At 36.5% G+C, this 13,750-nt stretch carries 14 protein-coding genes; 9 read left to right on the top strand and 5 right to left on the bottom strand.

The window, feature by feature from the left end:
- Positions 1-349: AAA family ATPase (locus ACKI2P_RS12160; RefSeq protein WP_407377885.1), on the bottom strand; the 349-nt coding region annotated here is incomplete at its 3' end.
- Positions 350-558: 209 nt separating this feature from the next.
- On the bottom strand, positions 559-1,164 hold the full coding sequence (locus ACKI2P_RS12155; protein WP_407377883.1) for a hypothetical protein: 606 nt from the start codon (positions 1,162-1,164) through the stop codon (positions 559-561).
- Between the two features lie 65 nt (positions 1,165-1,229).
- Between ACKI2P_RS12155 and ACKI2P_RS12150 the strand changes: the two genes are divergently transcribed.
- The 3 genes from ACKI2P_RS12150 to ACKI2P_RS12140 all read left to right on the top strand — a co-directional run bounded on the left by ACKI2P_RS12150 (position 1,230) and on the right by ACKI2P_RS12140 (position 3,265).
- A complete protein-coding gene (locus ACKI2P_RS12150; protein ID WP_407377882.1) occupies positions 1,230-2,246 on the top strand; it encodes a M48 family metallopeptidase in 1,017 nt (338 codons plus the stop codon).
- A gap of 11 nt (positions 2,247-2,257) precedes the next feature.
- On the top strand, positions 2,258-2,509 hold the full coding sequence (locus ACKI2P_RS12145; RefSeq protein WP_407377880.1) for an ArsR family transcriptional regulator: 252 nt from the start codon (positions 2,258-2,260) through the stop codon (positions 2,507-2,509).
- A gap of 126 nt (positions 2,510-2,635) precedes the next feature.
- Complete coding sequence (locus tag ACKI2P_RS12140; RefSeq protein WP_407377878.1) at positions 2,636-3,265, top strand: vWA domain-containing protein; 630 nt, start codon at positions 2,636-2,638, stop codon at positions 3,263-3,265.
- Here ACKI2P_RS12140 and queC read toward each other — a convergent pair.
- A complete protein-coding gene (gene queC, locus ACKI2P_RS12135) occupies positions 3,262-3,939 on the bottom strand; it encodes a 7-cyano-7-deazaguanine synthase QueC (RefSeq protein WP_407377877.1) in 678 nt (225 codons plus the stop codon). The two genes, ACKI2P_RS12140 and queC, sit on opposite strands and share 4 nt — an antisense overlap.
- The gene (gene larC, locus ACKI2P_RS12130; RefSeq protein ID WP_407377875.1) at positions 3,936-5,105 is read right to left on the bottom strand and encodes a nickel pincer cofactor biosynthesis protein LarC; all 1,170 of its coding nucleotides are present in this window, start codon (positions 5,103-5,105) and stop codon (positions 3,936-3,938) included. The genes queC and larC overlap by 4 nt, the downstream gene beginning before the upstream one ends.
- An 82-nt stretch (positions 5,106-5,187) precedes the next feature.
- Here larC and ACKI2P_RS12125 point away from each other — a divergent pair, with 82 nt between their 5' ends.
- The 3 genes from ACKI2P_RS12125 to ACKI2P_RS12115 all read left to right on the top strand — a co-directional run bounded on the left by ACKI2P_RS12125 (position 5,188) and on the right by ACKI2P_RS12115 (position 7,883).
- Complete coding sequence (locus ACKI2P_RS12125) at positions 5,188-6,258, top strand: phosphatidylglycerophosphatase (protein WP_407377874.1); 1,071 nt, start codon at positions 5,188-5,190, stop codon at positions 6,256-6,258.
- A gap of 82 nt (positions 6,259-6,340) precedes the next feature.
- Entirely contained in the window at positions 6,341-7,123 is a 783-nt protein-coding gene (gene cobS, locus ACKI2P_RS12120) for an adenosylcobinamide-GDP ribazoletransferase (protein ID WP_407377872.1), read from the top strand.
- Between the two features lie 217 nt (positions 7,124-7,340).
- On the top strand, positions 7,341-7,883 hold the full coding sequence (locus ACKI2P_RS12115; RefSeq protein WP_407377887.1) for a tRNA (cytidine(56)-2'-O)-methyltransferase: 543 nt from the start codon (positions 7,341-7,343) through the stop codon (positions 7,881-7,883).
- Here ACKI2P_RS12115 and ACKI2P_RS12110 read toward each other — a convergent pair.
- Entirely contained in the window at positions 7,880-8,974 is a 1,095-nt protein-coding gene (locus ACKI2P_RS12110) for a DUF763 domain-containing protein (RefSeq protein WP_407377871.1), read from the bottom strand. The two genes, ACKI2P_RS12115 and ACKI2P_RS12110, sit on opposite strands and share 4 nt — an antisense overlap.
- A gap of 243 nt (positions 8,975-9,217) precedes the next feature.
- Between ACKI2P_RS12110 and ACKI2P_RS12105 the strand changes: the two genes are divergently transcribed.
- The 3 genes from ACKI2P_RS12105 to ACKI2P_RS12095 all read left to right on the top strand — a co-directional run.
- Positions 9,218-11,515: a transglutaminase domain-containing protein gene (locus tag ACKI2P_RS12105; protein WP_407377869.1), complete on the top strand. Its 2,298-nt coding sequence runs from the start codon at positions 9,218-9,220 to the stop codon at positions 11,513-11,515.
- Positions 11,516-11,654: 139 nt separating this feature from the next.
- A complete protein-coding gene (locus ACKI2P_RS12100; RefSeq protein WP_407377868.1) occupies positions 11,655-12,386 on the top strand; it encodes a peptidylprolyl isomerase in 732 nt (243 codons plus the stop codon).
- 396 nt (positions 12,387-12,782) lie between these two features.
- On the top strand, positions 12,783-13,750 hold a 968-nt coding region (locus ACKI2P_RS12095), incomplete at its 3' end, for an RNA-guided endonuclease InsQ/TnpB family protein (protein WP_407377867.1).

The following is a 13,750-nucleotide window of genomic DNA, read 5'->3' as shown; positions in this document are numbered from 1 at the left end:
CCGACTTTATTTTTGCTTTGTATTTGTTTTTATAGTTATTTGCTTGTATGTTTTGGTTCATTTCTTTTAGAAGTTCAATAAGAACTGTTTCTTTTGTTAATTCATCTTCTTCTTGTGCATAAATTTGTGCTATGTCGATATATGTGCATATGATATTTGATTCTATTTCGGTCATTATTTTTTTTAGAAGATAAGTTTTTCCTACACCTCTATATCCTGTTAATAGTATTTGCTGGGGTAAAGAGTAGTTTAATGAATTTATTTGGTATTTTAATTTTTTTATATCATTTTTTCTGTTGTAGAAATATTCATCTAAGTCGTCATGTAAAAATAAAGGTTTTGAATTCATGCAAATCACTATAATATATATTTGTTTTACTAGTATAAAAAAATATACTTAATGGATTTAGTATAATAAATTATACTTAATTAGTTTAGTATAAATTTATATACTTATTGTTTGATGTAATATATTTTAGGTACTAAGAATTACTTTTGAATCAAAAAGTGGTCAGTTCTAACAAGTGTTTGTTTTAAATATTAAAACAAGTCTTTTTTTTATTTTTGATTATAATACATGAGCAATATTCTGTTCAGGTCAGTGTTGTCCGGTTCAGCTTTTTGTCTTAATTGTGACTGGTGCATTGCTTCCATGTAATTGTATTCAGCATCTAATTTATCCTGTTCAATTTTTCCCTTCTTGTATATATCCACGGATTCATCTAAAAGATTATAAAACGAATCATCATCTATTTTACTTGAAGGGGTGTTTTTAATCAACTTTTCAATATCTGATGTGATTTCCTCACCGACCCAAGCAATTTCGTAGATGGAGTTTCCGGATGCGAAATATGCATGGGAGTGATTTCCATTTACATACTTGTTGTACTGGCAGAAATGTCTGACGGGATGGTTTTCTATATTCAAATCCTGTGAGAAATCTTTTTCTCTTGCCCAAAGACCAATTGAATTAGGTATATTGTCGTCAATGCATTCTATTGAAAAGTTATTGTCCAATTTGTATTTGTCGTTTTTCAATTCCCCTCCCTGGTACTTTGAAGGTATTTTGAAACTAACATCATTGATTTCAACGGTTGCGGATGCGGCGTATGAACAGGATATGAGCAGAATTGCTATTGATAAGATTATCACTATTTTTTTCATAATTTTGTATATGTTTGGAATATATTAAAAAACTTTTTATGCACAAATTAACAATATATTATTATATGGCAAAAGATGATAGAAGCAAAATCAATCCTTTTACTGGAAGATCACATTTTGATATGGTAAACGATGATAAGTTCCTTGAAGATTCCTTCAGGGAATATTATGGAATGCTCAATCAGGCAACACTTCTGGACAACACTCAAAACGGACAAATTGTAAGGGGTGTCGCTGTTAGATTAATTCAAGCTGTTGAAAACTATCTGGCTCAAATCGGATGCAGCGATTATACTCATGACTATTATGAGTGGGATATTCATTTGGTTCAGGACAATACTGTAAACGCCTTCTGCATGCCTGGCGGTAAAATCGTAATGTTTTCAGGCATTCTTTCTGTTGCAGACACAGAAGAGAAGGTTGCATTTATTTTGGGTCATGAAATGGCTCATGCTCTTTTAGACCACTCCAGAACTCGTATGAGTGCTCAAAATGCTCAAAATGCTATCACGTCTGCCGCATGGATAGGAAGTTTCGCACTTGACCTGGTGGGTTTGGGAGGAATAGGTAACCTTACACGAGCCGCAACAAATGTTGCAAGCATAGGTTCCCAGTATTTCCTAATGAATCCCTGGGGAAGGGACCAGGAACTCGAAGCGGATAAACTTGGTATGATGATTATCCATTGGGCAGGATATGACATTTCATCAATTCCGTCATTCTGGCAGGCTATGGCCGGAGGAAATCCCAACAGCCATGACTTTTTTTCAACTCATCCGTCCGATTCCAAAAGGATTGCGGTTATGAATGAGCTTATTTATGAAATTGAAAATCAGAAGGATTTTTACTCCACGCCTGTTTTAAGTGATGTTCCAACTCCAAAAGAGGAATTCAATCCTTCATCAAATGAAAGCAACGGTAATTTTAAATATTGTCAGAAATGCGGTTCCAGGGCAGATTTGGATTCTAAATTCTGCATAAACTGTGGAGCAAGATTTGATGATGAACTTACATGTCCTAACTGTGGCGCTTCTATTGCTGAAGATTCTAAATTCTGTACAAATTGTGGAAATAAACTTTAGAGGTGAGTAGCATGGATGAGGAATTCGTTAAATCTGTTGCCCGGTCGTCTTATAGGGTTAAGATTTTAAAGTCTCTTGGTGAAAAGCCAAAAATGCCAAGTCAGCTTGCAGCCGACTGCAATATTTTGCAAAATCATATTTCAAATGTTTTATCTTATCTTGGTGAATTGGGATTAGTTGTATGTATCAATCCTGAAATCAGGAAAGGCCGTATTTACAGGCTTTCTGAAGATGGTGAAGAAATTTTAAAATATTTGGAATAATTTTACTCTTTTTTTTCATTTATTTTTTTGTATTTTTTTTTACAGATAAGTTTATATACTATTACAGTTATAATAATGTGTATAAGTTAATTATAACTTATTATAAAAAATTCATATTAACACCAAATGGGAAGTGAAAAAATGAAAATAACCAGGCCAGCTGAAACAAGTCTTGATTTGGTATTCGTAATCGACAAAAGCGGATCAATGTATGGTTCACAGGAGGACATAATTGGAGGATTCAACTCATTTGTCGACGAGCAAAAATCAAAGGATGAAAACACAAAAGTAACAACCGTATTTTTCAACCATGACTATGAACTAGTATATAAAAGAAGACCAATCGATCAAGTGGGGCAATTAACACATGATGACTATCGTGTCGGGGGCACAACAGCACTTTTGGACGCCATCGGAAAAACAGTCGTTGATTTGGAAAAAGAAATCAAAAACAAGGTCCTTTTTGTCATAATGACTGATGGACTTGAAAATGCATCTGTAGAATATAAAAAATCCCAAATTAAATCCATGATTGAAAATCATGACTGGGAATTCATCTTCATCGGAGCGGACATCGATTCATACGGTGAAGCGGGAAGTTTGGGAATTCACAAGTCACGTGTTGCGAATTATGAAAAGTCCGCCAGGGGATATGAAAATGTATATAGTTCAATTACAAGGGCTGCTGATTATGTGAGGGCTAATCGTAAATTGGATGAAAGTGACTGGAAAGATGATTTGAATGAGTACGATTAAACTTCGTATTCACTTAAATCCTTAATATTCAATTTTTCAAATGCGCGTTTGCGCCTCATGCAGCTTTCACAAACGCCACATTGCTTGTCTGTTCCTTTATAACATGAATAGCTCAAATCCATTGGGGCACCGAGTTCAACTCCTAATTCAACAATTTCCTCCTTATTCAAATCAATTGCCGGTGCTTCAATTTTTATATTTTTTGGTGATCCCACATTTATCAGTTCATTGAAGGTTTCCAGAAACTCCTTTGAATTGTCCGGAAATGTGGCGGCCTCTTCGGCATCCCATCCGACGATTATTATTTCTGCACCTATGCTTTCGGCATAGGAAACTGCAATGGATGTAAACACCATGTTTCTTGCAGGAACCCAAACGCTTTGCGCACTTTCGCTGCTTTTATCATAATCGTCCAAATCATCAAGTGAAACTTCGGGAATATCTTCGGAGGTATTTAAACTTGATGTACTAATTTTTGAAAGCCAGTCAAGGTCAATTACTTCGTGTGTCCAGTTCATTCTTTTACAGATTTCCTTTGCGGCTTTCAATTCTCTTTTGAATGCTTTTTGACCATAGTTGAATGTTATTGCATGAATTTCATAATCTTTTGCATAAACGCTTGTTGCAACGGTGCAGTCAAGGCCTCCTGACAGTACTGAAATGGCTTTTTTCATCTAATCATCTCCCTGACTTTCCTCAGTGCAAGGCCGCTTTCTTTTGCTATTCTTTTTAAATCTTCATACTCCGGTCTTTCGGATATTATTTCACCGTTCACATAACCTATTTTAAAAGTGACTTCATACTTTTTGCCTTCAATTTCAAATGTTTTTTTGATGAATTCTCTTTTCGCTGTTCCTCTGTGGAGGTTTGGAGCTATCCTAATGCCGAGGCTTCCAGTTTCCTTAAACATTATTTCAATTATTTTTTCACGATTTTTTCTAGGGCAAATCACTTTTAAAAGGCTTCCCTGTCTGTTTTTCTTCATGATTATTGGTGTGACGGATACGTCACTGGCTCCGGCATCAAGCAGAGTGTCAAAGAGATATCCGATTTCCTCACCGGTCAGGTGATCGAGATTTGTTTCTATAACATCTATCATGTCGCTTTCTGTAATGTCTGAGCTTTCAATTATTCTTAAAACATTCGGGTGGTCGAAATCCTTTCTTCCTGCTCCATAAGCGACTTTTTTAGGTTTTACGAGTGGGATGAATTCTCTTATCTCGTCACATATCTCTGCATATATTGCACATCCTGTTGGGGTTGCAAGTTCGCTTGCAACCGGTCCTCCAATCATTTTTGCATCCTTAAGGATTTCCACAACTGCAGGTGCCGGTACCGGAATTGTTCCATGTGCGGTTTTCACCCTTCCTCCTCCGACTGCTATGGGTAGGCCTATAATTTTTTGGTTGTCAAGATTAAGTGAATAGAATGCATATATTGACCCGATTACATCTGCAACTGCATCACTTGTTCCGACTTCATGAAAATGAATTTCTTCCAGGCTTTTTCCATGGACCTTGGATTCTGCCAATCCTATTCTTTCAAAGACTTTGATGGATGTTTCCTTGACCTTTTCATCCAAATCAAGGCTTTTTATTTTTTCGATGAATTCGGGATAGTTTATTGAGTGCTTGTGCTCAAGCATTTCGACATGGCAGAATGTTGAGTCTATTCCATGTTTTGTAATCTTGTCAAATGTCACTTTAACTTTTCCGAAATCCTCTGCGGACTTTTCCATGATTTGCTTTATGTCATCGGAATTTGCTCCAAGATCAACTAAAGCTCCGATAATCATATTTCCAGCTATTCCGCTGGATTGCGGGTCAATAATAATTGTCATGATAATAACTCCTGTCTGATTAATATAAATTTTAAATTAAATAATTAATATATTATATGTATTGAAATTCGACGGTTATATTATGGCAGCTAAAATCAATGTTACAAAAAAGGATTATGGAATGTGCATTTCAAATCCGAACCACTTTCTGGCATTCAGTGACTTTACGGTAAGTGACGGAATTGATATTGTTGAGAATGTCAATGTTTTGAAAGCCAAGGATGAATTTGAATCATGCGCCAAACGTGCAGAAAGATTTAATCAGTCTCGGGGAGCGTATATTGCACAGGCAACCGACAGTTTGGATTATTTTGAAAATTCCTATGGTGATTTGACTATATTCACATTCATTTCTAGTGATGTTGAAATTGAAGACTTTACGGATTTTTTGAAGGTTGCAAATTCATCCAAAGGCTTTGCTGATGCAAGAATTACCATTAGCCATGTTGTCCACATTGACCGTGTTTTGTCTCCGAAGGACTTGCTTAAAATATTTAAAATAATTACAAATATCAAGGCAAGGGTCCTTTCAGATATGGCGCTGCCGTTTCATATTGGCAATATCCTGAACACAAATGATTTTTTAGCTGTTTTGTGCAATGTCAATGTAGAGGGGGAAAGTCTGGATATCAACAATGCAGATTATGATGAACTTGATTTTGGCGAGTTTAAGGTTAATCTTGAAGAGGCTATTGAGATAAGTTTGGAGGATGCATTTGAAAAGATGGGTTTGACTTTCGGAATACTTGACTATTTGGTCTCCGAGGGCATTCTTATTGGTGATTTGGTTGAAGCCGGAATGGGGCTGGTTGGTGAAGATGAAATCACCGGCGAGCTTGAATCAAAGCTTGAATCAGAAATCATAAAGTCCTTGGCAGATGTTAATGTGATTGCACTGATTTCGGCCGCCATAAGATTGCAGCAGGATTTGGCAGCCAATCGCATAAGTGAATTGAATGTTGATGACGGTTTTTACTCCGATGAGATATTCGGTATCGCTGTTGCCAATCAGATTGCAGGAACAAAAGGCACTCTTAATTTTAAAAGATACATTGATGCCAAGCCAGGAATAATCTATGGGTTGCCTGAGATATTGGACGATGCCTTTGCAGGTTTGATTGCAGGGTGTGTGTCTCGAATATTTGTGGAATAGCTTTTTGAGTTTACAACCTAATTATATAGTAAGTTGGACATAATATAATTCAAAGCAAGTTTAATTGATTTGGGGAACAACTATGGAAAATGACGATTATTTTGAAGATGAGGAATTCTCACCGATAAGGTCACTTTTGGGTCTTTTGACATTTTCGACCATACTTCCGATTAAGGTATTCACATCAATCGAGTACATGACAAAATTGACATGGTGCTGGCCTTTTCTGCACATTTTTGTTGGGATTCTGGCAGCCGTCTGCGGTTACGTATCTCTTGAATTTCTGCATCTGAACTCATTTTTCGCAGCCGCTATTGTCTATGCATTTTTAATGATTATTACAGGATACAATCACCTTGATGGGGTAATGGATATGGCCGACGGAGTCATGGTTCATGGGGATCCTGAAAAAAAGATACGTGTAATGAAAGATTCCTCAGTTGGCGCCGGAGGGATGGCCACCCTGTTTCTGGTCGCCAGTCTGACTGTAGCAGGTTTATATAACATTTTGGATTACAATTTTATTTTGGGAATTGTAATCTGTGAAATGTCCGCTAAAACTTCACTTCTGACAACAGCACTGTTGTCCAAGCCGCTGACACCGGGTATCGGAAGCTATTTTATAAGGGAAACCAACATTTTGAATTATCTCACATCAACAATACTGATAAGCATAATTGCATACCTTCTGGGCAACGTTGCAGGTTTGGCAGGTGTTATTGGAGCCATTGCAAGCGGAATCGTAATTGCAGTGATTGCAAGGAGAAACTTCGTTCTGGCAAATGGTGATGTGCTGGGTATGAGCAATGAGGTTGGCCGTCTGATGTCATTGCTGTTCATGGCCGTTGCGTTATTCTATATTTAACTCTTTTTTACAAGTTTAAATCAATATTGAAGTCATAAAAAGCATTATTTTATATATTATGGCAATAATAATTAGTATTGATGAGATTAACCATAACTCTCCCACTTCCATACTATTTAAAAATCTAATTCACCGTTCAAAATTCATATTAACTATGGTTTTTCTCATCCAATTTTCAGAAATCGTTATATATTTTCAGGTTTAATCTATTAATGATATTATGAATGTTAATGTTTTAAGATTGGACCACAGATTAAAAAGAGATACCAGGATTACAACCCATGTATGTTTGACAGCACGTGCCTTTGGAGCCAGCAAAATTTACCTTGCCGGCGAGAGAGACAACAAGCTTATGGAAAATGTCCGTGACACTGCCTCAAGATTTGGAGGTAATTTTGAAATAGAATACTGCGAAGGCTATATGGGTGTTATCAATGAATGGAAAAAGAATGGTGGTAAGGTCGTTCATCTTACAATGTATGGATCCCAGGCTCATGAGGTCGCTCCTGAAATTCGTGAGGACGGATCTGATATTTTGATTGTTGTAGGAGGTTCCAAAGTTCCGGGAAAGGTCTATAAGGCTGCCGATTGGAATGTGTCTGTTACAACCCAGCCTCATTCTGAAGTTTCCTCACTGGCTGTTTTCCAGCATCTGCTGATGGACGGTAAGGAATTCGATTTGGAATTTGAAAATCCTGTACTCGAGGTCATTCCGACAGCTCATGGAAAAAACGTTAATATTCACGATGAAAACCGTTAGGATATAAAATCGTCGAGCCTTTTGATGGCTCTTAATTTCTCTTCTTTTTTTATGCGTGCCTGGTCAAGGGCATCCCTTATGGTTTCGATGGAATTGTCATAAACTTCGCGGTCAACGGGATATGGAAAGCCATCTTTTCCTCCATGTGTAAAGCTGTATTTCACAGGGTCTTTCCAGCTTGCAGGCTCTCCGTAAACAAGATCGGATATCAATGCAAGAGCTCTTATTTTTTTAGGGCCGATTCCCTGAAGCAGTATTAATTCCTCATAGTTTTCGGGCTGAATTTCCCAGGCTTTTGTTAAAACCTCAAATTCCTTGTCTGAAATGTCCATGTCCAAAACAGGGTGGTGTGGTGGTAATGTGAAGTCTTCTAAAAGCAGCTGATTGTCTTTTCGTTTAAAATACTGTCTTAAGTGATTCGGATTGTCATTTATGAGGTCAACGCTTATTTTTTGAGCTTCCTTGCTTTCCTCAGATGGCATGTTCAATGTGTTTGGAGTCATCTGGTCACAGGATATTCCACTGTGGGGGTCATTCAGCAAATCATCAACTTCTGATCCCAGCCAGTGATATCTTCTGGCATATTTGTTTTCTGTATTCAGTCCCTGTTGGACAACGGCCCAGTCTCCCTTTTCTGTTACAAAGAAATTGTGCTGATATAATGTGTAGCCGTCCTGAATACATGAGTTGTCGATTTTAGCAGACAGTCTGCTTGTTTCAACCAGCTTTTCTGTTGTTTTTGTCTTGAGGTTAAACACCTCTCCGGCATGTTCGATGCCCTGCGGTGTTCTTCTTGATTTGGCACCTTTGCCTCCGGTCAAATAGATTCCATGCTCTTCGGGTGAAAGTGATGCCTTAAGGGCTCCAAGGGTGGTTGTTGTGGTTCCGGAGGAGTGCCAGTCAAATCCTAAAACGCATGAAAACGCCTGAAACCAGTATGGATTGGATATTCTGTTTAAGAATTCCTCTATGCTGTATTCTTCAATGATTACTGAAGCCAGTGCTCCTGACAGGTCAACCATTCTTGTAAATAGCCATCTTGGCGGATGCCCTCCATGAAGGGGTAAGTTAACTGCTCCTCTCTTGTACATTGATAAATTTTATGTTCATATTAATTATTAGTTTTTTACCGAGAGCATTTGATAAGTAATCCGGTAATTATGAAATTTTTATCTATATGAATTCATAAGTTGGATATAACTGCTGTGTATCCGTGTGCGAGTTCTGCAAAAATATTTATAATCATTTTTTAGAAAAATATAATATGAAATTAAAATTTTTAAATGAACACCTTGTGGGGGCTAATTATTTTAAACAATAGATCGATTTATCTTATGATTTTAGGTGTTGTTCTGTTTTTATCTGTAGGTGCAATTAATGCAGAGGGGATAAACGGCACAGATGAAACTGTCGCTTTAAGCGAAAACACCACCTATCAAACTGAAAACATGGATTCAGGCTTGTCATTTTTTGAGCAATCTGAGTCCTTAAATGACAATTCTAAAAATCATACTCAGTTAATTTCACAATCTGACAATGTATATAAGGATGGAAATTACAGTGTGGTTTTAAAAGATTCAAATTCTGATGAGGCATTGGCCGACAAAATCATTGCTTTTACCATAAATGAAGTTTCTTATGGTGCCAAAACAAATGATGAGGGTGTTGCAAGTGTCATGATGGATTTAACTCCTGGAACATATGCCGTAACTGCATATTTTGCAGGCGATGATTCCTATGAAAACTCAACACTGACATCTCAGGTCAAGGTATTGCCGACTGTTCAGGCAAAAGACATTACAAAATACTATAAGGGTAGTACAAAATACACAGCAACATTTCATGACTCTCTGGGAAATCCTTTGGCAAACATGCTTGTAAATGTGGAAGTAAACGGAAAATCATACTCAAAAAAGACCAGCTCCAAGGGCGTAGTGAGTATGGACATAAACATGAAACCCGGAACATATGAAGTTGTCGCATACAATCCGGTAACAGGTTATCAGCTGGCCACATCATTTAAGATTCTTCCCACAATCGCAGCATCCGATTTGAAAAAGGTCGCAGGAGACAGCAAAAAGTTTTCTGCAAAATTCTATAAAAGCAACGGCAAGGCTTTATCAAAGCAGTACGTAAAGTTCAAGATAAAAGGCAAAACCTACAAGGTCAAGACAAATTCAAACGGTAAGGCGACTCTGTCATTGAAAAATCTCAAAAAAGGCACATATAAAATAGTCAGCTACAACAAGGATGGTTCCACAAGGACCAATACAATCAGGGTTTTTAAAATTGCAACCACAAAACTGGTTACTGACGATTACTACTACACATTCCTCCCCAACGACACCAAAAAGGTTAAGATCAAATTCACAACAAGTTTGGGGGACAGTTCAAAGTCCGGTAAGACAATCAAGATAAAAGTCAACGGAAAATCATACTCTAAAAAAACAGACAGCAACGGACAAATAACTTTCAATTTCGCATCTATCGGCAAGGGGCTTTTTAAAGTTGAATATTCCTATGCCGGAAACAAGTTTTTCAAATCATCAAAAACATCAGATATTGTCACAGTTCTCGATACGACTGATTCCAAACTCTCTGTCAAGGGACCATCAAGATTAGGTTACGGGTCAGACTCTCCGCTGAGGGTTATCCTGACTGCAGGTGGCGTTCCTTTAATCAAAAGGTCAGTCACACTCAATATTGACGGTCAGCAATATTCAACCGTCACTGACAATGCAGGAATAGCTTCCGTTCCTATTGATCTTGAAATCGGAAATTACACAGTTGATTATAAAACAGGTTCCAGATTTGGCGTAGACGGAATTTCAGGTTCTTTAAATATAAGCGTTTTTGAAAGGGACAACTGCAAACTTACATGGAAATCAGGAACCTCATTCAAGGATTCTTCACAGTCCTTTAAGGTTTTGTTGACAGATTTAAATGGAAAACCTATCTCAGGAGGAAATATTGAACTTAGCATTGATGGGGAAATTTACTACGGCAAAACAAAATCAAACGGATATGCAACAATCCGGGCCTATGCTCCATACGGACCATATAAGGTTTATGTTGAGTTTATGGGAAACAACAATTTCCTTCCGACTTCCACAACCCACTCAGTAAACGTCAAGGTTTCACAGTACGGAAGCGGTCTTAATACAAAAAATACTGTTTCAGCATTAAGCAAATACCTTAAATCATCCAGCCACTGCAAGGTCAACAGTGCGAAAATCAAATCATTGGTAAAATCATTAACCAGCGGTCTGACAAATAAGATTGACAAGGCAAAGGCAATCTTTAATTATGTAAGGGATTACATATCCTATGATTACTATTATGACACTCATAAAGGGTCTCTTGGAACATTGAATTCCCAAAGCGGCAATTGCGTTGACCAGGCACATCTGCTGATTGCAATGTATAGGACAGCAGGTTTCCATGCAAGATATGTTCATGGAAGTTGCACATTTGGTGACGGCAGATTCGGACATGTTTGGACTCAGGTGCTGATTGGAAACACCTGGATTGTGGGCGATCCGATAGGTTACGGCAATTACCTGGGCCAAATCAACAACTGGAATACTCATACCTACTCTCTTCACAACAGGTACCTGAGCCTTCCATTCTAATTTTATTTTTTTACATTTCCCATCATTTTTTTATTTTTTTATATTATAAACAAAACTTTAATAAGTAATGGTAACTAAAATTTATAATGTTATATTTATTAACAAATTTATTTAATCAAAATTATAAGGAGCTATTATTATGGCAATAAATGACGGAGATTTTGTAAGAGTAAACTTTACTGGTAAAATAAAAGAAACTGATGACGTATTCGACACTACTTTTGATGAAATTGCACAAGAAGCTGGAATTTTCGAAGAAAACAAAACTTACAAACCAATTCCAATCGTTGTAGGTGGAAACCACTTATTACCTGCTATCGAAGAAGCTATTAAAGGATTAGAAGCAGGAGAGAAAAAAACTATTGAAGTGGACGCTGAACACGGATTTGGTCAAAGGGATTCCTCTTTAATCCAATTAGTACCTATGAGAGAATTCAAAAGACAAGGCATGACCCCTGTTCCAGGTATGAAAATCCAATCCGAAGGTGCAACCGGTAAAATCTTAACCGTAAACGGCGGAAGAGTAAAAGTTGACTTCAACCACGAATTAGCTGGAAGAGACTTAGTTTACGATGTGGAAGTATGTGAAATCATCGAAGACAACGATGAAAAAATCAAAAGTATGATTGAATTACACTACTCCAATCCTAACGTCGACATCGACAAAACCGAAATCGACATCGTTGATGGTGTTGCAAACATTAAATTGGATGAAATGGCTAAATTCGATCAACAATCTTACATGGACATTACCTTTGCAAGATTCAGAATAGCTAAAGATATCTGGGATAACATAGAAGACATTACCAAAGTCAATTTTGTTGACGAATTCGAAAAAAGAGAAGAATCCGAAGAAGAAGATGAAGAATAAGTCTTCAGGAGTTATTTTTAAAATAACTCATTTTTTTTACTTTTTTTTTTAACATTATTGTGCAAGAATTCTCCGGCTTCTTTAAGCCGGAGATGAATTGCACTTTATGGATATGAAATTATTTTTTTTGGGTTAATTATTTTTTAAATATTACTTATCAAATGCTCTTGGAAAAACTCTATGTATTAAATATGATATATATTTGTGTATAGAGAAAAAACAGTTTTTATATGATTTTTTTTTCATTTTTGGAAAAAAATGTGGGAAAAAATGTCTTTTTCAGGTGTTTATCTATTAAAAGATATTTTTTTGTGTAAATCATATATTTTTAAAGCTGTTTTTTTTTATATGTGATTTGGTGTGGTTTAGATTTATATGTGTGTTGAGACTTTTATTTTGACTGATAAAATTGAATTTGTCCCTGATAAGGATTTAGAAAGGGAATTGAATTTTAATTTGCGTGCAGCAGGTTATGTATTCAATAAAACATTGGAATACAGTATTTACCGTGAAAACTTCGTTAAAGAATTTGCCATTGGTGAAAAATGGAAAGTCGACCGCACATACACACAAAATATTGTTAAAACCCTCAGAGATCAAAAAGCATTCTTAAAAAAAGCTGAATCTACATGTATTCAAGCATCTACAGACAGACTAATCAAAGCTTATAATGGATATTATAGTCATAGGACTGGTCGTCCGAATTTTAAATCACTTAAAAAAAATCCCGTACGTTCCATTACGCTTAGAAACAATGACTACAAAACTAAAGATGGAATCAAAGGTTCTTTAAGATGGGAGGAAAATAAATTTCGCTTAAATAAAATGGGATTCATTGAAGTCAAACATAAAAGAGACATCGATGGAAAAATAAAAGAAGCAACCATACTTAAAGAAAACGGACGATGGTTTGTATGCATAGCCTATGAACTAGAAAAAATACAACCACGAGAACAATTCCCTAAAGGACTATACGTAGGCATTGATGTTGGACTTACAGACTTTTTAACTTTTAGTGACTTTAAAGTCATTCCTAAGCCTGACTTGAAAAGGATTAATGGAAGAATACGTTATTATCAGCAGAAATTGGCACGCCAAAAAGAAGGTGGATCCAACTGGAAAAAAACACTAACAAAGCTCCATAAATGGATACAACATAAAAATAACCGTGTAAACGACTATTACCATAAAATATCCTATAATATAGTCAAACACTACAAATTCATCGCCATGGAAACACTAAATATTCGTGGAATGATAAAACAAAGAGGCATAAGTCGCAGCATTCATGAAATCGGTTGGGGAAAACTCATTGAAATGATAAAATACAAAGCAAAATGGTATGGTCGTGAATTTGTACAAAT

Origin of the sequence: Methanobrevibacter sp. (genome assembly GCF_045541095.1) — an archaeon.
GTDB lineage: Archaea > Methanobacteriota > Methanobacteria > Methanobacteriales > Methanobacteriaceae > Methanocatella.
This window is presented reverse-complemented; position numbering and strand designations above follow the sequence as displayed.

Bases quoted from the DNA above. Each gene is read 5' to 3' on its own strand.
- ACKI2P_RS12140 (WP_407377878.1), top strand. From the start codon at position 2,636: ATGGGAAGTGAAAAAATGAAAATAACCAGGCCAGCTGAAACAAGTCTT.
- queC (WP_407377877.1), bottom strand. From the start codon at position 3,939: ATGAAAAAAGCCATTTCAGTACTGTCAGGAGGCCTTGACTGCACCGTT.
- cobS (WP_407377872.1), top strand. From the start codon at position 6,341: ATGGAAAATGACGATTATTTTGAAGATGAGGAATTCTCACCGATAAGG.
- larC (WP_407377875.1), bottom strand. From the start codon at position 5,105: ATGACAATTATTATTGACCCGCAATCCAGCGGAATAGCTGGAAATATG.
- ACKI2P_RS12150 (WP_407377882.1), top strand. From the start codon at position 1,230: ATGGCAAAAGATGATAGAAGCAAAATCAATCCTTTTACTGGAAGATCA.
- ACKI2P_RS12155 (WP_407377883.1), bottom strand. From the start codon at position 1,164: ATGAAAAAAATAGTGATAATCTTATCAATAGCAATTCTGCTCATATCC.
- ACKI2P_RS12100 (WP_407377868.1), top strand. From the start codon at position 11,655: ATGGCAATAAATGACGGAGATTTTGTAAGAGTAAACTTTACTGGTAAA.
- ACKI2P_RS12110 (WP_407377871.1), bottom strand. From the start codon at position 8,974: ATGTACAAGAGAGGAGCAGTTAACTTACCCCTTCATGGAGGGCATCCG.
- ACKI2P_RS12105 (WP_407377869.1), top strand. From the start codon at position 9,218: ATGATTTTAGGTGTTGTTCTGTTTTTATCTGTAGGTGCAATTAATGCA.
- ACKI2P_RS12125 (WP_407377874.1), top strand. From the start codon at position 5,188: ATGGCAGCTAAAATCAATGTTACAAAAAAGGATTATGGAATGTGCATT.
- ACKI2P_RS12145 (WP_407377880.1), top strand. From the start codon at position 2,258: ATGGATGAGGAATTCGTTAAATCTGTTGCCCGGTCGTCTTATAGGGTT.